This window comes from Mesorhizobium sp. WSM4935 (assembly GCF_029625735.1).
Classification (GTDB): domain Bacteria; phylum Pseudomonadota; class Alphaproteobacteria; order Rhizobiales; family Rhizobiaceae; genus Mesorhizobium.
This window is the reverse complement of record NZ_JARTVR010000001.1, coordinates 871498-891925: the sequence shown is the minus strand read 5'-3', so window position 1 is coordinate 891925 and position 20428 is coordinate 871498. Positions and strand designations below refer to the sequence as shown.

Sequence of the window (20428 nt, the reverse complement as noted above, 5' to 3'; positions counted from 1 at the left end):
TGCTCGCGCCGCTCGGAATGGCCGAGCTCGACGATATCCAGATTGCAGTCCTTCAACATCACCGGCGAAATCTCGCCCGTCCATGCGCCTTCGTCGGCCCAATGCATGTTCTGGGCCCCGACCTTGACGGACGTCTCCTTTAGCATCGCCTTGACCTCACGCGCCGCCGTAAAGGCAGGAATGACGAAGCGCTGGATACGCGGGTCGCCTTCCGGGTCGGCAAGCAGCCCGCCGGCGAAGGCCCGCGCCTCGGCAAGCGTCTTGTTCATTTTCCAACTCGTGCCGATCCAGATTTGCTGCGGGTGCGTCATGCTAAGGTCATCCGATTTCGCTCACGAGAGCCCTGGCCGTTGACTCGTCGGTGATGAGACCCTTCAACTGCGCGCTTTTGAGCACCGCGCGGACCGCCTCGACCTTTGTCGGACCGCCGGCAATGGCAATGATGCGGCTATCCGCCGGCCCGTCCAGATCGACGGCGAGCGTGCGAGCGGTCAGCGTCGTTTCCAACACCCGGCCGCGCGCATCGAAAAAGTGGCCGAGCATTTCGCCGACGCCACCGACGGCAGTGATCTCGCCAATCTCACGCGGCTCGATCATGCCGGTCGCTACGAGCTGGGCGCCTGCATCAGCCGTGCCGATGCCGACGAACTTCAGCGTCGCCCGGTTCGACATCTCGAAGATTTCCCGCACGCCGCGCTGCGCCAGGAGCACTTCGCGGTCATCTGCGGAATTGGCAAAAAAAGGCACCGGCATGACGTAGGCGTGTGCGCCGGTCTTTTCGGCCAGTCGATGCATGACGTCGTGCGGATTGGCGGCATAGTTGCGCGTCAGGCCGCCGAGCAGCGAGACGAAGCGGACGCCGGCTGCCTCAAAGCGCGGCAACTGATGCACCGCGGCGGCGAGCGTGCGGCCATGGCCGATGCCGATTACCCTGTCCTCGCCGCGCTCCATCTCGCGACGCAGGAACCTGGCGCCCGCCAGTCCGAGTGCCCGCAACGGAAGACCATCCTCGCCAAGATCCGGCGCGACCTCGCAAAAGTCCAACCCGAAGCGATCACAGAGCTGGTTCTCCAGCAATGCGCATTCGATGACCTCGCCGTCGATCGAGACTTTGACCGCGCCATCGGCCACAGCCCGGGCGATCAGGCGATGCGCCTTGACCGACGGCAGCCCAAGTCGCTTCGCTACCTCGGCCTGAGTAAGCCCGCCGGCGTAGTGCAACCAGGCGGCACGAATCGCGAGCGACCCTTCAGGGTCCAGTTGACCTGGGCGTATTGGCATCTTCAGTCCTTAATCGCGCGCTTGGGTCATTCTCAGCCGGTCAGATATTCAGGCTTTGCACGCCCGTGTCGATATGGCGAGCCCAGAAGGCTATGCTCTCGGCGATCTGCGGGATGACCTGCCGATCGTTCGGCTCCCGCTCCTTGAAACTCAACTCCAGGCAGATCTCGTTGTTGACGGCGCCACCTTCGGCGAACGCCTTCAGCAGCGGCTCGGGATGAACGCGGCCCCTGGCGTTGAACTCGGCGGTGAAGGGGCGGTGCCCGCCCTTGTCCAACAGACTTTGCTTGATGTGGATGATCGGCGACAGCTTCGGCACCGCACGGGCCCAGGCATAGGGGTCGTAGTCATCGGGATTGGCACTGGTCACGTCGCCATGGTCGATGTCGGCCATCATCCACATCGGCACCGCCATTTTGGCTTTGGTCAGCCTGTCCTGCAGCTTCAGGCATTCGGCGATGGTGTGGCCGAACTCGCGTCCGATGCTCATCGGCTCCCAAAAAACATAACGCAACCCGGCTGCCTTGGCGTGTTCGGCCACCTCTGACCAGCAGTCCACGGCGATCCGGATCAGTTCGTCGCGCCGAGCCGGATCGTCATAATCCTTGAAGGTGAAGATCGCGAACTGTGTGCCGACGGAGACGCCGCCCAGGTCGGCGGTGATGTCGGCGAAGGTCTTGAACCAGTCGACATAGTAGCGGCGCACATCGCTGTCTGGATGGCCGAAATGATTGAGCCGGCCATAGGGCCCGGTCATGCCACTTGTGACGCGCACGCCCGTGCGCCGCAGAGCCGCCCACATCTGCCGGGTCAGGCGCCGGATCACCGGCGCCGGCCAGCTCGGATTGATGAACTCATGCGTCAGCTGCAGGTCGCGCAGCCTGAGGTGGCGCGCGACCGTCTCGACCAGGTCATCCGGATCGGCGAAGCGGTTGACCAGCGGGTTGGTGTTCAGGGAAAGCGTCAGCGCCATCACGCAGCCTCGGCAAGGCGCTCGGCTTCGAACCACATGGCGAAGGCGTCCCGTTCTGCCGCGGTAAGATGCAAATGGTGCTTGGTGCGCCGAAGCAGGATGTCGTCAGGCGTGCGCGCCCATTCCCTGGCGACGAGATAGCGTACCTCCGCCTCGTAGAGCAGGCCGCCGTGATAGCGGCCAAGGCCGTCGAGGCCGGCCGCATCTTGGACGACGTCCCTGGTGCGCGCGCCGTAGAGCCGTCCGTAGTGGTGCACGAGATCGCGTGGCATCCAAGGATAGGCTTCGCGCAGGCCGTTGGCGAAGGTCTCGTAGTCGGCATTGGGGATTTCGCCGCCGGGCAGCGGAGCCGTCTCAGTCCAGTCCTCGCCCATCCGCGGGAAAATATGCCTCAGCCGGTGCATGCCGCGCTCGGCCAATTCGCGGAAAGTGGTGATCTTGCCGCCGAAGACGTTGAGCAGCGGCGCGCCGCCGGCTTCGTCGAGGTCAAAGACATAGTCGCGCGTCACAGCGGACGGGTTGCCCTTGCCGTCGTCGAAGAGCGGCCGCACGCCGGAGAAGGAGTGCAGCACATCCTGGCGCCGCAGCTTCTCCTTGAAATAGCGGTTCACCGCCGCAAGCAGGTAGTCGATCTCGGCCTCGTCGGCACCAACATCCTCGGCGCGGCCGTCATAGGCAATGTCGGTGGTTCCGATCAGCGCCATGTCCCCTTCATAGGGGTTGATGAAGATGACGCGTTTGTCATGGTTCTGCACCAGATAGGCATTCGCGCCCTGCCAGAATTTCGGCACGATGATGTGGCTGCCTTTGACCAGTCGCACGTTGCGCGATGAGTTCGATCCCACGACACGGCCAATGACATCCGAAACCCACGGGCCGGCGGCATTGACGAGGCAGCGGGCGCGAAAGACGCGCGTTTGCCCGGTGATCGCGTTTCTCGTCGTCACCGTCCAGGCGCCATCCTCGCGGCGGGCGGAGATCGCAGGTGAGCGGGTGAGCACCTCGGCACCGCGTTCGGCGGCGCCGAGCGCGTTGAGCACCACGAGGCGCGCATCATCCACCCAGCAGTCGGAATATTCGAAGCCGCGCGTATATTGGTCAAGCAACGGCGTTCCTTCCGGATCGCGCTCGAGGTCGAGCGTGCGCGTGCCCGGCAGCCTCTTCCGGCCGCCAAGATGGTCGTAGAGGAACAAGCCGAACCGCACCAGCCAGGCCGGCCGATCCTGCGGGCTGTGGGGCAGCACGAAGCGCATTGGCCAGATGATATGGGGCGCCGCTTTGAGCAGAACCTCGCGCTCGATCAGGGCCTCGCGCACGAGCCGGAACTCGTAATATTCGAGATAGCGCAGGCCGCCATGCACCAGCTTACCGGAGCGCGAGGACGTGCCCTCGGCAAGGTCGTCCTTTTCGCAAAGCACGACCGACAGGCCACGGCCAGCCGCGTCCCGGGCGATGCCGGCTCCGTTGATGCCGCCGCCGATGACGAAGAGGTCGACCGTTTTCGGCTCAAGCCCCATCGCGTGCTCCTTCGGGCGTCTCGACGGAACGGCCCGCCGTGGCGCGGCGCTGGGCGGCCAAGGCCTCCCAGGCCGGCCCAAGAGCACGGCGTGCCGTGCCGAATGCCGGAAAAAGCCCGTCATAGACGCCGATCAGCGCCGGATCGGGCGCCTCAGCGGGCCCGAGCAGGGGCGTGACCCAGTCGGCGATACAGGCGCCCATGTCCGAATAGGCGCCGATGGCGACCGCCGCCATCATCGCGCAGCCGGCAGCACCCGCCTCCTCGCGCGAAGAGACGCGCACCGGCGCGTGAACCGCCGCCGACAGGATGCTGCGCAATCCCTGCGAGCGGGCCGCGCCGCCCGAAAGCCGCAGTTCCGACGGCAAGTCCCCCATCGCCGCGTAGCAGTCGCGCATGGCGAGGCCCAGCCCCTCGATGACGGCACGGACGAGGCTTGGGTAGCGATGGTTTACCGACAGGCCGACGAAGCCGGCGCGGGCGTTGGCGTTGACGAACGGCCCGCGCTCGCCGGCCTCCGAGATATAGGGATGATAGACGATCTGGCCGGGCCGGCTGTCGCCGAGCCAGCGATCGATGCTGGCGACCAGATCGCAGTGACTGGCCTGCCCGAATTCCTTCAATACATCCGCTGCGAGACCGAGAACCCAGTCGATGTTGAGCGTAGTCGCCATGTTAGTCTGGACCTGCGTCACCAAATCCGGAACCGGCAGGGTGATGACATAGCCCGAGCCCTCCTTGTTGAGGTGCACGGCTCCCGTGGGCACCGCCCTCATGTGCACGCCGGTCGAGCCGACGATCGAGCAGGCGACGTCGCCCTCACCGCCCCACACCCCGGCGCCGAGCGCGGTCATGACCATGTCGACATAGCCGAGACTGACGGGAGTGTCCGCTTTCAGACCTGTTTCGGCCGCCGCCGCGGCGGTAAGCGGGTGGGTCACCATCGTGCCGTCGATGATCTCGGGCAAGAGCTTGCGCCGTCGGGAGAGGCCGAGTGCCTCGATAACGGTGTCGTCGTAGTGCCGGGTGCGGAAATTGCCGAAGGTGAAGCTTGATTCCGACGGATCGGTGGCACGCACGCCGGTCAAGTTGAGATAGAGCCAGTCCTTGCAGTGCAACGCCACTTCGGCATGGTCGAGAAGCTCGGGCGCGTGGCGGTCCATATGAGCCATCTGACTGCCCTGCTGGCAGGTGTTGAGCCCGGTTCCCGTCGCCTCGAAACGGGCGCGGCTGAGCGGGCCGGCGGCCAGGCGCTCGACGGTGGGCGCCGCGCGGGCATCGAGCCACAGCCATGCGTCGGCGACCGGCTTGTCTTGCCGACCCACGAGCCAGGTGCCGTCGCCCTGCGCGGTCACCGCGAGCGCCGCGGCACGCGCCGCCAGGTTTTCAACCTTCTCGCCGAGCCCTCGAAGCGCCGCGACGCAGTCGCGCCAAGTCTGGGCGAGCGACTGTGTCGCCGAACCGTCGACGCCGGATGCGTACCGGTTCGGAACCGAAGCAGACGCAATCTGCCGGCCGTTCAACTCGAAGGCGACCGCCTTGATGACCGACGTACCGGAATCGATACCTATTATAACGTCAGCGCCGGCCATGGTCCTCTCCACGTCCGGAGCGACCATGCCTGGGTCGGCAACAGGGCAATGTCAGTCTCCTCCTGATCTTCCCGCCTGATCCCGTGAACAGGTGGGCTACGGTTGCGCACTCCTCGAGTACCGCCGCGTTGCGCGGTCCACTCTAACTTATCATGGAAATAACACCATGCATGATTTTTTTTGCAGACATCGAAAATTTTTTCAGTTACGCTGCTTTCGGTCAGGAGGAACTCTACAAGTGCTCTCCCGTCGTCTTCAGCAGGCAGGCGGGAAAGCTGCCAAACGGGCGAACGGATGCTTCAGCTTGCACTGCAGCACAGCACAGCAAGCGTAATTGCTATCAGAATCAGTTGCTTACCGCGCGGAAATCGCTTCCGCAGCATTGCTATGCCGTGTCCGCGAGGTGGGTAATCTCAACGATCAGTAATCGACAGTAAAGGCCATTCCGAAAGATACGATCTTAACAATCGCATGGCTGGATCCCCCTCCAACGGCCCACAATCCGCACTGAAGCGGAATTCTTAATCTAACATACTTGACGCGAAAGATAACACTAACATAACATAGAAACTGTGGATGACGTCGATGCGGCGGGAGGAAGATGCCGCATCGCCGGCCAAGGGTGGAGAAAAATCGATGCAAGCAAGCGACCCCGACCATGCGAATCCCGATGCGGCGGCAGGCGTGCATCGTGGATCCCCATCGGCTTCTGCCCGTCTCGTTCCATCGCCGGCAAGCCACTGAATATGAACGCCTTGTCGACCCCGAAGGCCCCCGCAGCACCGCGCCGCGGTCTGACGATCGCGATCGGTCTCGGCGTCGTGGTCCTTGCCGCGATCGCGCTGGACACGAAGGTGGTGCGGATCGGATCGTCCGCCGACGTCAGCCAGGAGGCGTTTTCGCCCGACCGTTTCGGCGAGAAGGAGTTCCCGCGTATCCAGGCCTTCGTCGTCGAGCACGCCGTCAATGCCGCAACCTTCGGTCCGGCGGTCATGGCCGACAAGAATGCCGCCGCCAAACAGTACGGAACCGCATCGTCGACCGGCGCGATCATCCCGATCAGGCTGACGGCGGTGGCGGGCCAAGCGAAGTCCGGCGTCTATGATCTCAAGGCCGATGGCGTGCCGGCCGACATTCATGTGCGTGTGCAGACCGGGCCGGCCATCAACGGCACCGACATTCGGGACGCGACGGGCGACATCGTCTTCGGCAAGTTCAAGAACCAGATCGAATACCAGGACGCCGGCTCGGGCATCAACCGCGCCATGAAAAAGGCGACACTCGACGGTATCGACACCGCCAGCCTGTCCGGCAAGACGCTGGAGATCTTTGGCGTTTTCCGCCTCATCAACCCGAAGAACTGGCTGATCACGCCGGTGAAGGTCAACGTCAAATGAGCGACGCCGCGACCTCTCGGCCGGCCGGCGAAGTGGTTTTGGCGGCGCGCAACATCGCCAAGTCCTATAACGGCGTGAAGGCCCTGAAGGGTGTCAATTTCGACATCCACCGCGGCCAGGTCACGACGCTGTTCGGCGAGAACGGCGCCGGCAAGTCGACGCTGATGAAGATCCTCTCCGGCGTGGTGCAGCCCACCTCCGGCGAGATCGTTCTCGACGGCCAGCCCATCGTGTTTTCCTCCTCCACCGACGCGCGAAACCACGGCATCTCGATCATTCATCAGGAACTCAGCCTCGCGCCCAATTTATCGGTGCGCGACAACATCTTCATGGGGCGCGAGATCACGGGCCCGACCGGCGTCGACTACGCGGAGGAGGAACGCCAGGTCCGCAGGCTGCTGGCGGAGCTCGAGGAGGACATCGATCCGCTCACCCCTGTCGAGGAACTGCGCCTCGGACAGCAGCAGATCGTCGAGATCGCACGGGCGCTTTCGGTCGACAGCCGGATCCTCATCATGGACGAGCCAACATCGGCGCTTTCGGCCACTGAGGTCGAGGTGCTTTTCAGCGTGATCCGCGACCTTACCACCAAAGGCGTGTCGATCGTCTACATTTCGCACCATCTGGAGGAGGCCCTGCAGATCACCGACCATGCCGTGGTGCTGCGGGACGGCAATATGACCGCCTACGCGTCACGCGCCGATATCGATCTTGAATGGATCGTGCGCAACATGGTCGGCGAGAACTATGATCTGGGCAGTCCGCCGACCGGGCGTGATTTCGGTCCCATCATGCTCTCGGTCCGCGACCTGACCGTCCCGGATCCGGCCGGCGGCGACTACAACGTCGTCGACCGCATGTCGCTCGATGTCAGAGCCGGCGAGATCGTCTGCATCTACGGCCTGATGGGAGCCGGCAGGACGGAACTGCTCGAGACCATCGCCGGCAAACTGAGCGCGACCTCCGGCGAGATCGTGCTCGAGGGCAAAGAGATTTCCCAGCTCGCCATTGGCGAGCGCATCGCCCGCGGCCTTGCGCTCGTGCCCGAGGATCGCCAGCGCGACGGCCTCGTCCAAACGATGTCGGTCGGGCAGAATCTTTCGCTCGCCTCGATCAGGGAGTTCACGCGCGGGGTCTTCACATCCCTCAAGCTCGAGCGGGCATTGATCCAGAAATCAATCAGGAACGTGACCGTGAAGACCGACGGACCTGACGTGCCGATCGGATCGCTGTCCGGCGGCAACCAGCAGAAGGTGGTCATCGGCAAGATGCTCGCCACCGATCCCAAGGTCATTCTGCTGGATGAACCAAGCCGTGGCATAGACATCGGCGCCAAGGCCGAGGTGTTCCGGATTCTGGCTCACCACGCGGCAGCTGGGCAGGCCATCGTCTTCACCACATCGGAAGTGAACGAATGCCTGTCGATCGCCCACCGCATCATCATCATGCGGCGCGGGCGGATCTCTGCCGAGTTCAGTTCGGACATCACCAAGGAAAAGATCATGGCCGCCTCGGGCGAGGCCGTGGCGGCCTGAGCGGAGCACGCGAAAGAACAATGACGCAACCGAGCGCCAACGGCATCTCTTCCCCGGCCGCAGCCGCGAGGGGGACAACCAGTCCCATCAAGCTCTTGCTGAAGGGCCGCGCCTTCTTCGCGCTGATCGCCATCATCATCGTCTTTTCGTTCCTGTCACCGAACTACCTCACCGTCTCAAATGTGCTGATCATGTCCTCGCACGTCGCCATCTACGGCATACTCGCGATCGGCATGCTGGTGGTCATACTGAGCGGCGGCATCGACCTCTCGGTCGGCTCGATCCTGGCGCTCTGCGGCGTCGTCGCCGGCGCGCTCATTCAGGGCGTGGAGTTGAAACCGCTCGGCGTCATCCTGTTTCCGCCTGTCTGGGCGGTGGTCGTGCTGACCTGCGCGCTTGGCGCCTTGCTGGGTGCGCTCAACGGCATCCTCATCGCCTTGTTCAGGGTGCCGGCCTTCGTCACCACGCTGGGCGTCATGTACATGGCGCGTGGCATCGCACTGCTGATGACCAACGGCCTCACCTACAACAATCTCGCCGGCCGACCGGACCTCGGCAATACCGGCTTCGACTGGCTGGGCTTCAACCGGCTCTTCGGGGTGCCTATCAGCGTTCTGGTCCTGGCGGCCCTCGCCGTGCTGACCGGGCTGATGCTCAGTCGCTCCTCCTTCGGCCGTTGGCTCTATGCCGCGGGCGGCAACGAGAACGCAGCCGACCTGTCAGGGGTGCCGGTCAAGCGGGTCAAGATCACGGTGTACACGCTTTCCGGCATCCTGTCGGCCATCGCCGGCCTAGTGCTATCTTCGCAGTTGACGTCGGCAGGACCAACCGCCGGCACCACCTACGAGCTGACCGCGATCGCGGCCGTGGTCATCGGCGGCGCCGCGCTGACCGGCGGCCGCGGTACCGTGCGCGGCACCATGCTAGGCGCCTTCGTCATCGGCTTTCTTTCGGACGGCCTCGTCATCATCGGCGTGTCCTCCTACTGGCAGACCGTCTTCACCGGCGCCGTCATCGTGCTCGCCGTGCTCATGAACACCATCCAATACGGGGCCCGCGGCATCCGACGGTGACGCCGCGCCTCGCCAAAAGCTTCTCCGGACGCAAGGAGATCGACCGGAAAGAAGGCCGAGAAAATCGGCAGACCGCAATCCGCAACTGCAATCTGTAAAGAGGGAGTGAGAGAAATGATCAACAAAGCCAGAAGGATGCTCTTGGTCGCCGCCGCCACGCTGCCATTGATGGCTAGCCATGCCTGGGCGGCGGGTCTGATCAGCATCATCGTGACCGACCCGGCCAATCCGTATTGGCTCACGGAGGGCCAGGTCGCCAAGGCCACGGCCGAGAGCCTCGGCTACACCGCCAATGTCAGTGCCCACAAGGGCGATACCAACACCGAAAGCACAATGATCGACACCGCCATCACCAACAAGTCGGTGGCGATCATTCTCGACCCGGCCAATGCCGACGGTTCAATCGGCGCGGTCAAGAAGGCGATCGCCGCCAACATCCCGGTCTTCCTGGTCAACGCCGAGATCAACCAGGATGGTCTCGCCAAGGCGCAGCTCGTGTCCAACAACGCCCAGGGCGCCGCGATCGGTGCGCAGCAGTGGGTCGAGGCGATCGGCGACAAGGGCAATTATGTTGAGCTGTTCGGCAATCCGGCCGACAATAACGCGGCGACGCGCTCGAACGGCTACGAGACCGTGCTTACCCAGTATCCGGATCTCAAGAAGGTCGGCAAGGAAGTGGCTAACTGGGACCGCACCCAGGGCTACCAGAAAATGCAGTCGCTGCTACAGGCCCACCCCGACATCGTGGGCGTCATTTCCGGCAACGACGAGATGGCCCTCGGCGCCATCGCGGCGCTGAAGGAAGCCGGCAAGCTCTCCCAAGTGAAAGTTGGCGGCTTCGACGGCTCGCCGGACGCGGTCGCCGCAGTCAAAGCGGGCGAAATGCAGTACACGGTGTTGCAGCCTGTCGCGGTCTTCTCGGCCGAAGCCGTGAAGCAGGCCGACAAGTTCATCAAGACCGGCTCGACAGGTGCTGCCTCCGAGAAGCAGCTCTTCGACTGCGCCCTGATCACCAAGGACAATGTCGACAAATACACCGGGCCGTTCACGCTTTCCCAGTGAACTGTCGGATCGGGGCGCGCAACGTTGCGCGCCCCTTTTCCTGCCGCGTAAAGGCATGCGATGCACAAAACCCTGCTCGCCCCTAAGGAGCCTGCTTGCCATCGGCGCCAGATATGCGAATGGCATCGGCAGGAGAGGCTTGGATGACAGATCGCGAGATTCGGCCCGAGCAGGCGTTGAGGACCTTTGCCGGGGATCAAGTACCCGCCGACAGCCGCCACGCGCGCCAACTGGCGCGCCGCCGCATGATTGCCGAGACCGTCATGGCCGAGGGTACGATGCGCATCGAGGATCTCACCGAGCGTTTCGGCATCAGCCTGATGACCGCGCATCGCGACTTGGACGAACTGGTCGAAAAGGGATTGCTGCGCAAGACGCGCGGCATCGTCTCGGCCGCCCCGACCAGCCTCATCGAATCGAGCGACGTCTATCGCTCCTCGCGCCAGGGAGCCGAGAAGCGCGCGATCGCGCAGGCGGCGGCGGCCTTCCTGGAACCCGGCCAGGCGGTCTTCTTCGACGATTCCACCACCGTCTTGCAGCTCGTGCCGCACCTCGCCGCGCGCGTGCCGCTGACCGCGATCACCAATTCCATCACCCTGATGAATGAGCTCAAGGACACGCGCGATCTGACGCTGCTCGGGCTTGGCGGCCAGTTCTACAACTGGTGCAATGCCTTCATGGGGCCAGTCACGGTCACGGAGATTCGGCGACTAAGGGCCGATCGCGTCGTCATGTCGATGTCGGCCATCACCGACGGCATGGTGTTCCACCAGTCGCCGGAAATGGTCGAGACCAAGCGCGCCATGTTCGACAGTGCCGCCATGCGCATCCTGCTTGCCGATCACACCAAGTTCGAGCGCCGTGCGCTGCACGCCATGTGCGCGCTGAACGAGTTCGACGTCATCGTCGTTGACGACGGAACGCCGCCCCGCCAAGTCGAGGAGATGAAGGCAGCGGGCGTAACTGTCGTCGTCGCGGCCGTGCGCCAAGACAATGTTACAGCTAGCTTATTGTAACAGCAGTTGATGTTAACTTAACATGATGCTATGTGAAAGCCTCAAGCACGCGATGTGCATGGCGAGGAGCGCATGCCCTGTCTGCTGGGGATCGATAGCGGCCTGACTGTCACCAAGGCGGTGATTTTCGACGAGGCCGGCACGCCGCTGGCCATGGCCCGACGTCGGGTGCCGCAGATCATCTCCGGCCCGCGTCATGTCGAGCGCGACATGAACGAGCTGTGGCGCGCCGCCGCCGAAGCGATCGCGGAAGCGGTCTCCGGCTGCGGCAGACCGCCCACGGACATCGCAGCGGTCGCCGCCACCGCCCATGGCGACGGGCTCTATATACTCGACCGTGACCGCCAACCGCTCGGACACGGCATCCTGTCGCTGGACAGCCGGGCCGGAGAAATTGCCGCCCGGTGGCAAACCGACGGGACGGCCGGCAAGGCGCTGTCGCGGACCGGCCAGACGCCGCACGCCTCGGCGCCGTCTTCGCTGCTGGCCTGGATGCGCGAGCGGGAGCCGCAGCGCTTTACCTGCATCGGCCACGTGCTCGCCTGCAAGGATTGGCTGCGCTTCTGCCTGACGGGCAGCCTGGGCACCGATCTTACCGAAGCAAGCACCTCCTTCACGTCGGTGGACAGCCAAGCTTACGCGCCGGACATCCTCTCGATCTTCGGTCTAGAGGCGCTCGCCGATGCACTGCCGCCGGTCGCGCGGCCGGACGAGCATATCGGCGCCATCAGCCCGCAAGTCGCACGGTATACCGGACTCATTTCCGGCACGCCGGTCGTGGCCGGCCTGCACGACGTGACGGCCTCGGCGCTCGGCATCGGCGGCTATGGCGAAGGCGTGGTCGCCGTCGTTGCCGGAACCTATTCGATCAATGAGACAGTCTCCGCCGCGCCGCGCATCGACGCCCGCTGGTTCTGCCGCAACGGCTTGAAGCCCGGCGAATGGAACAACATGTCGATCTCGCCGGCATCGGCAGCAAACTACGACTGGTTCCTCGACACGCTGTGCGGTTCCGAGCGGGCGGCGGCGGAAACCGACGGACGCTCGATCCACGCCACCGTCGGCCCTGAAATCGAGGCGGCATTGGCGCGGCCCTCGACGCTGCTCTTCCATCCCTATCTGTTCGGCTCGCCGCATGGCCCGGATGCCAGCGCCGGCTTTCTCGGACTGCGCGGCTGGCATGACCGCGGCGACATGCTGCGGGCGGTGATCGAAGGCATTGCCTTCAATCATCGCGTCCACGTCGATGCGCTGCGCGAAGGTTTTGCGCCGCGCGAGGCGCGGCTGACCGGCGGCATTTCCCGCAACCCGACCTTTGTGCAGATCTTCGCCGACGTGCTCGCCATGCCGCTCACGGTGACCGAGACGGAGGAAGCCGCCGCCTGGGGCGCCGCGCTCTGCGCCGGCGCCGGCGTCGGCCTGTTCGCCTCGCCGCGGCACGATCCGCGCGACCTCGCAGCACTTGGCCGCACCTACCGGCCCGACCCCGAGCGCAGCGCTGCCATGGACAAGCGCTACCGGCTGCACTGCGAGATCGCCAGCCGCCTCGCAGAGGCTTGGCCATCGATCGAAGCGCTCGCGGAAGGGGGAGAGCGATGAACGCGGACAATCGCCGGCAGGATATTGCCGAATATGTCATTCAGCATGGCGAGGCGCGCATCGACGAGCTCGTGACGGCGTTCGGCGTCTCGCGCATGACGATCCACCGCCACGTCGATGAGCTGGCGCGCCAGGGTGTGCTGCGCAAGCTGCACGGCGCGGTCAGCGCGCAACCGTCCGGCGTCTACGAAAGCCTCTTCCGTTTCCGCGAGACGCATGCGGCGGCGGCCAAACGGGCGCTTGCCCAAGCGGCTCTGGCCGAGATCCAGCCCGGGCAGGTCGTGCTGCTCGACGATTCGACCACCGCCAACGCGCTCGGCCCGCTTCTGCCCCAGATCGCGCCACTGACCGTCGTCACCAACAGCCTGTCGCTGGCGGAGCAACTGGTGGGGAAGGACGAGCTGAAGTTGATCCTGCTCGGCGGCGAATACCATCCGACCTACAACGCCTTCATCGGTCACATCTGCGAGAATGCGCTGCAGAAGATCAGGGTCAATCTGCTCATCTGCTCGGCCTCGGCGATCGACAAGACCGCGACGCTGATCCAGGACCCCCAGGTGGTGCGCGTGAAGCAGGCCATGGCGACAGCGGCCTCGCGCAGCGTGCTGCTCATCGATTCCTCCAAGTTCGGCAAGGTGGCGCTGCACCTGTTTGCCGACCTCACCGACTTCGATCTGGTGCTCTGTGACGACGGCCTTCCCAACGAGATTGCCGGCAGGCTGAAGGCGGCCGGGGTCAATCTCAAGATCGTTCCGGTGCAATGACCGGAACGACTCTCGATGTCGATGTCCTCATCATCGGCGCCGGCATCAACGGCGCCGGCCTGTTTCGCGACCTGTGCGAACAGGGCCTGCGGGTCGCGGTCGTCGACAAGGCGGATTTCGGTTCCGGCACAAGCGCCGCGCCGTCGCGGCTGATCCATGGCGGCATCAAATATCTCGAAACGGGTGAGCTGGGCCTCGTCGCGCAATCGACGCTGGAGCGCAACCTGCTGCTGCGCAACGCCCCGCATGCCGTGCGGCCGCTACCGACCGTCATCCCGATCTTTTCCTGGCTGACGGGCGTCGGAGCCGCGCTGCGCACCCTTTTCGGCAGCACGACCGCTCCGCGCGGCCGCGGCGTTCTGCTGATCAAGATCGGCCTTGCCATGTATGACTTCTACGGCGCCCGCCGCCGCGTCATGCCCCGGCACAGCATGTGGTCGAAAGCACGGGCGCTGGGCGAGATACCGCCGCTGACACCAGGCATCGTGGCGGCCGGCACCTACTATGACGCCACGGTCCGTCATCCCGAGCGGCTGGTGCTTGAACTTCTTCAGGACGGTGTCAGGGCGAGCCCTGAATCGGAGGCTCTCAACTATGTACAATTGCTGGGCAGCGACGGCAGCGTCGTGCGCTTCGCCCTGCCCGAGGGCGGCGAACTCGGCTTCCGGCCGCGGATCGTCGTCAACGCGGCGGGACCATGGATCGACCATGTCAACACCGCGCTCGGCGCGCCGTCACGGCTGATCGGCGGCACCAAGGGCTCGCACGTCGTTCTCGACCATCCCGACCTGCTGCGGGCGCTGAACGGCCGCATGATCTATTTCGAAGCCAATGACGGCCGCATATGCTTGGTGTTCGGTTATCTCGGCCGGGCGCTGGTCGGCTCGACCGACATCCACGCCGACGACCCCGAAACCGTGCGCTGCGAGGATGACGAGATCGACTATTTCCTGGCGAGCCTGCGCGAGCTCCTGCCCGGTCTTGCCTTCGGACGCGAGCAGATCGTCTATGCGTATTCAGGCATTCGCCCGCTGCCCGCATCGGACGGCACGGCGCCGGGCCTGATCAGCCGTGACCACTCGGCTCCCGTCATGGAAATCGAGGTTGGCCGGAATTGGCCGATCGTCTCACTGGTGGGCGGCAAGTGGACAACCTTTCGTGGTTTCGCCGAAGAGGTAGCCGACATGGTTTTGTCCAGGCTCGGTCAGCCAAGGCGGGTAAGCACGCAAAGCCTCGCCATCGGCGGCGGCCGTGATTTTCCGGCCGATGCGTCTGCGCATGCCCGCTGGATCTCCGCTGTCACGGCTGAGACGGGCGCATCGGCGGCCCGCGCCGAAGTACTCCTCGACCGCTATGGCACGACGGCCCGACTCATTCTGGCGCACGAAGCCAAACGACAGGCGGAGCCGCTTGCCGGTGCGTTCGAATATACGCTGGCGGAAATTGATTGGCTGGCGCGCAACGAAAATGTCGTCCACCTGGCGGACATTGTCATGCGCCGCACCGCACTGGCGGTTACGGGCCGGCTCAGCCGCAGCAACCTTAAACAAATTGCCGACACCGCAGCGGCCGCGCTGGCGTGGAGCGCCGGGCGGCGCGACAATGAGTTGGAAGCGACTTCAAAGGAGCTCACGGAGCGGCACCGATGTAGCTTTGACTAGCCAGGGTCCGTTGCCGTTCATGGGTGCGAACATCGTACGCCGAAACTGCGCTATTGCCGCGGTTTTCCCTCTACTCCCACTCGATTGTTTTTCAGCCTTCTAGATCATTGATTTAGCTGGATTTTCTTATTGCCCCGCATTGTCCCTTGCTCTGGACGTCACGAGCTTACGCCGGCGCAGAGAAATGTCAGACAGCAACTCCACTGCCCCGGGCGTCGGCCGCATCTCTGGTAACAATTCATCCCGCAATAGAAACCGAGGCTTGGCCAAGGGAGTGGCTTGCAGCAGATTGTGTTCTGCCCAATTCGGTAGCCGCGCGCGTGACGCTTCTTTCACGCATCACCACATCGAAAAGCGCAACAAGTTGAGGTCCATGTCGACAAAGTTCATAGCGGCACCTCGTCCGTAAAGACCGCGGCTCTGCACCGCGCGTCCACCAAGTGGGTATAACGGTGACAGATGCCGTCTGGACCGGGAGGACAGCTCCGCCCAAGGATGATCGACGTCACTGGACCAGCACTGATCGAAATCAATCATCGCACCAGGGGATTGTTGAGCGGCTGTGGAGCAAAGAGCACCGCCGGGCAGCGATCTGAAAATAGGTCTGCTTTCCGGTGTTGCACAAGCGGGTTTGAACGACAGATGTCAGGCGCAAAGCTGCAGTCGGAATTGCGCCGGGCACCTGTCCGCTTCAACTGCTGAGCTGTTATTTCGGACCCGTGGTGCAGTCTTGGGCGATCAGATCGGTCATCCCCTCGATGACCTTGCCGGCCGCCGCCCCCGTCGCCGACCGATCATTGACGATAATCGAGATGCGAAACGGAATGTTGAGCTCGATTGGCCGAAGTGTCAGTCCGAACTCAGAATAGAAGCTTGCAGTGAATGGATCGATGACAGCCAGCGAGGGACCGCCCCTGACCAGCGCGCAAGCGAGGAACGATTGGAAAATGTCGGCGACGGTGTTGGCCGCGGTCACTTCGAGCAGCTTGGCGCCGTCGCGGCTGCGCCGGAAATAGAGTTCGCCCAACGACACAAAGGGATAGCGGCGAAAATCCTCCAGCCGGACCAGTTCGCTTTCGGCGAGTGGATGGTTCTGGTCCATGACACAGACGCTGTTGCGCTCGAAGGTGGCGACGCATTTGGCATCGAGGAAGGAAACGCCCGCGTCCACCAAGCCGACGTCGGTCAGGCGCGAGGCGACGGAGGAGACGATTTCCGTCGAACTGCGCACCGCAATAGTGGTCCTGGCCTCCGGAAATCGCGCCCGAAGCTGCCGAATGGCTTCCGGCACGATCTTGAAGGACATCGCCGCCAGCGTGCCGATGCGTACGACGCCGCGCTTCAATTCGCGGATCTCCTGCGCCGCCATGATCAGATTGCGCGCGCCGTGAAAGGTCTTGCCGACCTCGCCGTAGAACAGCAGCCCCTGCTCGGTCGGAACCAGCCGGCCGTGCGAGCGATCGAACAGGCTGAGGCCGGTGTCGATCTCCAGCTCCTGCAACAGCCGGCTGACGCTCGGCTGCGAGACATTGAGCGCAATAGCAGCGCCCGACACGGAGCCGGCGACCATCGTCGCCTCGAAGGCCTCCAGTTGACGAACGCTGAGCCCGGAAAACCGCATCTCTTCCTCCCGGTATAGGATTAGCACATACGGGACAAAAATCTTGATCTTTGATTTCGCTGCGTTTCGGGCCCTAGCTGCAAGCTTGGGAAAACGGGCGGAGCCGTCGTGAAGCGAGCCAACTTCATCTTCATCTGCGCCGACCAGATGCGCTACGACGCGCTGTCTGTCACGGGCAATCGCGTCGCGCACACCAGCAACATCGATCGCATCGCCGCGCGCGGCGCAACTTTCCATCGGCACTATACCCCCAACCAGATCTGTTCGCCGAGCCGCGCGACCATGGCGACGGGGCTCTATCCGCGCCATCACGGTCTTTGGCGAAACGGCGTGGCGCTCGACGAGCGGCTGCCCAATCTCTGGCAGGCCCTGTCGCAGGCGGGTTATGCGACCAGGGGCGTAGGCAAGCTCCACTTCCAGCCGCTGCTCGCGCCGGCCGAACGCGACATGCCGGAATCGCTTGCCTACTGGGAAAGGCCCGGCAGCGAGGACTGGCACGGCCCCTATTTCGGCTTCGACAGTGTCGACCTCGTGATGGGCGAAGCCAACGAATCCATCCGCGCCGGGCACTACGCCGCCTGGCTCAGGCACAACCATCCCGAAGTGGTGGACCTCTACGAGCCAGACGCCGGCCCCGACGGCCGGGCGCTGGATCTAACCGAAGTCTGGAAAAGCGCTGTGCCGCCCGAGCTGCACTACTCCAACTGGATCGCGGACCGGGCCATCGACTTCATCGAGAGCCAGCGCGGGCAGCCGGAGCCCTTCGGCTTGTTCGTCTCGTTTCCGGACCCGCACCATCCCTTCGCCCCTCCCCGGCCCTATTGCGATCTGTTCCGACCGGAGCGGATGCCAAAGCCGACCATCCTGGCGGGCGAGCTGGAGCGCATGCCGGCCTATCTCGGCGAAGGCGACGATCCGGCGAAAGCGCCCTACATCGCCAGCGGCGAGCAGCCGCGTGAGCAAGGCTTCCTTCTGCGCACCGACGATATCTCCGACGAAACGCTGGCCGCCGCGATCGCCCACACGCATGGCATGATCCAGATGATCGACGATGCCGTTGGTCGGATGGTCGCGGCCCTGGACGGCGCCGGCATGCTCGACGACACTTATGTGCTCTTCACTGCCGACCATGGCGAGCTGCTCGGCGACCACGGCCTGCTGCGCAAGGGACCCCCGCCCTACCGGCAATTGCTGCAGGTGCCACTGGTTCTCAGCGGTCCAGGCATCCGTTCCGGAACAAGCCTCGATGCGCTGACCAGTCATCTCGACCTGTTCGCGACCATCGCATCGCTGCTCGGACTGCCGGCGCCGAAGACCGACGGCACCGATCTCAAGCCGCTGATCGACGGCCGGATCGCCGATGTCCGCGACTTCCTGTTCGCCGAATATCATCCGCGGCGTGACGCCTGCCTCTACAACCAATCCATCATCTCCAAGGAGTGGCGGTTCACGCGCTATCCCAACCAGCCGGCGTGGGGGGAGTTGTTCGACCTTCGCGAAGATCCCTGGGAGCACTGGAATCTGTTTCCCGAGCAAGCGCTCAGCGCGCAGTCGAGCGCGCTGAATGCCGTTCTCGATCAGCGGCTGCCGCCACGGCCGCTGATGTTCAACGAAGTCCTTGGCGCCTACTGACCAATGGGAGAATGACATGAACGACAGAAGCGTCTTCTCGAGCCTGGATAGCATGAATCGCCGCAGCTTCATCAAGACGGCCGCTGCGGCTGCCTTCGCCACGGCGGCGTTTCCCCATGCCGGACGTACCGAGGCGCCCAGCAAGGGCGGCGCGCTACGCCTTGGCCTCAACGGCGGCAGCTCCGCCGATACACTGGACCCGACCCAGCTGATCGGCACCTTTTCCATCAACGTCTCGCGGCAGGTCTATAACACGTTGGTGGAGATCGGCGATGACGGCAAGCCGGCGCCGGAGCTCGCAGCAAGCTGGGAGGCCAGCGACGGCAACAAGCGCTGGATCCTCAATCTGAGGCCAGGCGTGCAATTCCACAACGGCAAGACGTTCGATGCCGAAGACGTGAAATACTCGCTCGGCCTGCATATCGGCGACAAGACGAAATCAAAAGCCAAGGGCCTGGTCGCCGAGGTCGCGGAAGTGCGGGCCGCATCGCCAACGCAGGTCGAGATTCTGCTCAAGACGCCCAATCCCGACATGGACTATGTGCTGTCGGACCTGCATTTTGCCATCGTTCCGGCGGGCTTCACTGACTGGTCGAAAGCGGTCGGCACTGGCCCGTTCAAGCTTACCGCCTTCCAACCCGGCGTGCGCGCTACGGCCGTACGCAACGAGACCTACTGGCGTAGGGACCGCGGCCACGTCGATACGGTCGAGACGGTGGTTATCAACGATGCCACGGCTCGCGTCTCGGCCCTTCAGGGCGGCTCGGTCCACATCGTCAACGGTATCGACTACAAGATCGCGCCGCTTCTCAAGAAGGATCCGCGAGCCTATCTGGTGGTCACCGAAGGCAAACAGCATTTCTCGCTGCCGATGGACGCCACCAAGGAGCCCTTCACCAATGCCGACGTCGTCCTGGCACTCAAGCACGCCATCGACCGCGAGCAGATGGTGAAGCTGTTGATGGCCGGCTACGGACGTGTCGGCAATGACCATCCGATCGCCGCAAGTGACCCAAGCTTCAACCCGAACATCGCACAGCGCGCCTATGATCCCGACAAGGCTCGCTTCCACTTCAAGAAAGCCGGCAAAAGTGGACTCGCACTCGAGCTGCATGTCGCACCGGTGGCGTTCGAGCAGGCCGTGAACACGGCCGAGCTTTTCGCGCAATCGGCCAAACCCGCCGGTATCACCATCAACGTCAAGCGCGAGCCCGACGACGGCTACTGGAGCGACGTTTGGTTGAAGAAGCCATGGGTCGCTTCCTTCTGGGCCGGCCGGCCCTCGGCGAGCATGATGTTTTCCTCCGTCTACGCCTCGAGCGCGCCGTGGAACGAGACGCATTGGCGTAACGACAGCTTCGACAGCAAGCTTGCGGAGTCACGCTCGTTCGCCGATCCGGCCAAGCGCCGCGAGGTCTATTTCGAACTGCAGCAGATGATCCACGACGAGTGCCCCACCATCATCCCGGCCTTTGCCAGTTGGATAGACGCGGCACGCCAAGAGGTGAAGGGGTTTGTTCCCAATCCCAACTTCCTGCTCAGCGACCATCGCGTGGCTGAGCGCGTGTGGCTGGCCACATGATCGAACCTGCTCCGTCAATCGACTTTGGCGAACCGCTTCATAGCCTGTTGGCGAACAAGGATAATGTCAGTCGCTGAAGGACAGCTTTTACAAAGAAAGTCAAAGCTTGGTGGTTCGTCCAAAT

Annotated in this window: 17 protein-coding genes; 10 read left to right on the top strand and 7 right to left on the bottom strand. The window is 63.8% G+C overall.

The window, feature by feature from the left end; translation table 11 throughout:
• The 5 genes from P9273_RS04290 to P9273_RS04270 all read right to left on the bottom strand — a co-directional run.
• Positions 1-311 (bottom strand): triose-phosphate isomerase (locus tag P9273_RS04290; RefSeq protein ID WP_278047767.1); only part of this gene is annotated, 311 nt, incomplete at its 3' end.
• 7 nt (positions 312-318) lie between these two features.
• Positions 319-1281, bottom strand: coding sequence for a sugar-binding transcriptional regulator (locus P9273_RS04285; protein ID WP_278047766.1), 963 nt, complete (start codon positions 1279-1281; stop codon positions 319-321).
• A gap of 40 nt (positions 1282-1321) precedes the next feature.
• A complete protein-coding gene (locus P9273_RS04280; protein ID WP_278047765.1) occupies positions 1322-2254 on the bottom strand; it encodes a sugar phosphate isomerase/epimerase family protein in 933 nt (310 codons plus the stop codon).
• Positions 2254-3771, bottom strand: coding sequence for a glycerol-3-phosphate dehydrogenase (locus tag P9273_RS04275; protein ID WP_278047764.1), 1518 nt, complete (start codon positions 3769-3771; stop codon positions 2254-2256). The genes P9273_RS04280 and P9273_RS04275 overlap by 1 nt, the downstream gene beginning before the upstream one ends.
• Positions 3761-5362 (bottom strand): FGGY-family carbohydrate kinase, encoded by a 1602-nt coding sequence (locus P9273_RS04270; protein WP_278047763.1) that lies wholly within the window; start codon positions 5360-5362, stop codon positions 3761-3763. The genes P9273_RS04275 and P9273_RS04270 overlap by 11 nt, the downstream gene beginning before the upstream one ends.
• 746 nt (positions 5363-6108) lie before the next feature.
• Here P9273_RS04270 and P9273_RS04265 point away from each other — a divergent pair.
• From P9273_RS04265 to P9273_RS04230, 8 genes are all read left to right on the top strand, one after another.
• Complete coding sequence (locus tag P9273_RS04265) at positions 6109-6759, top strand: DUF2291 family protein (RefSeq protein ID WP_278047762.1); 651 nt, start codon at positions 6109-6111, stop codon at positions 6757-6759.
• The gene (locus P9273_RS04260) at positions 6756-8294 is read left to right on the top strand and encodes a sugar ABC transporter ATP-binding protein (protein ID WP_278047761.1); all 1539 of its coding nucleotides are present in this window, start codon (positions 6756-6758) and stop codon (positions 8292-8294) included. Before P9273_RS04265 ends, P9273_RS04260 begins: the two co-directional genes overlap by 4 nt.
• 20 nt (positions 8295-8314) lie before the next feature.
• Positions 8315-9367 carry an ABC transporter permease gene (locus tag P9273_RS04255; protein ID WP_278047760.1) on the top strand — a complete coding sequence of 351 codons (1053 nt, stop codon included), beginning with the start codon at positions 8315-8317 and terminating at the stop codon, positions 9365-9367.
• A 114-nt stretch (positions 9368-9481) separates the two neighbouring features.
• Complete coding sequence (locus tag P9273_RS04250; RefSeq protein WP_278047759.1) at positions 9482-10429, top strand: D-ribose ABC transporter substrate-binding protein; 948 nt, start codon at positions 9482-9484, stop codon at positions 10427-10429.
• Positions 10430-10572: 143 nt separating this feature from the next.
• On the top strand, positions 10573-11445 hold the full coding sequence (locus tag P9273_RS04245; protein WP_278047758.1) for a DeoR/GlpR family DNA-binding transcription regulator: 873 nt from the start codon (positions 10573-10575) through the stop codon (positions 11443-11445).
• 72 nt (positions 11446-11517) lie between these two features.
• Positions 11518-13044, top strand: coding sequence for an FGGY-family carbohydrate kinase (locus P9273_RS04240; protein ID WP_278047757.1), 1527 nt, complete (start codon positions 11518-11520; stop codon positions 13042-13044).
• Entirely contained in the window at positions 13041-13808 is a 768-nt protein-coding gene (locus P9273_RS04235; protein WP_278047756.1) for a DeoR/GlpR family DNA-binding transcription regulator, read from the top strand. Before P9273_RS04240 ends, P9273_RS04235 begins: the two co-directional genes overlap by 4 nt.
• Complete coding sequence (locus tag P9273_RS04230; protein WP_278047755.1) at positions 13805-15469, top strand: glycerol-3-phosphate dehydrogenase/oxidase; 1665 nt, start codon at positions 13805-13807, stop codon at positions 15467-15469. Before P9273_RS04235 ends, P9273_RS04230 begins: the two co-directional genes overlap by 4 nt.
• A gap of 238 nt (positions 15470-15707) precedes the next feature.
• Here P9273_RS04230 and P9273_RS04225 read toward each other — a convergent pair whose 3' ends face one another.
• Together P9273_RS04225 and P9273_RS04220 are read right to left on the bottom strand one after the other, a co-directional pair.
• Positions 15708-15809, bottom strand: a complete 102-nt coding sequence (locus P9273_RS04225) for a LysR family transcriptional regulator (protein WP_278047754.1) — start codon at positions 15807-15809, stop codon at positions 15708-15710.
• Positions 15810-16175: 366 nt separating this feature from the next.
• Positions 16176-17090, bottom strand: a complete 915-nt coding sequence (locus P9273_RS04220) for a LysR substrate-binding domain-containing protein (protein WP_278047753.1) — start codon at positions 17088-17090, stop codon at positions 16176-16178.
• A gap of 108 nt (positions 17091-17198) precedes the next feature.
• On the opposite strand from P9273_RS04220, the gene P9273_RS04215 reads away from it, so the two are divergent.
• On the top strand, positions 17199-18722 hold the full coding sequence (locus P9273_RS04215; RefSeq protein WP_278047752.1) for a sulfatase family protein: 1524 nt from the start codon (positions 17199-17201) through the stop codon (positions 18720-18722).
• Between the two features lie 16 nt (positions 18723-18738).
• Positions 18739-20304 (top strand): ABC transporter substrate-binding protein, encoded by a 1566-nt coding sequence (locus P9273_RS04210; RefSeq protein WP_278047751.1) that lies wholly within the window; start codon positions 18739-18741, stop codon positions 20302-20304.
• The last annotated feature ends 124 nt before the right edge of the window (positions 20305-20428 follow it).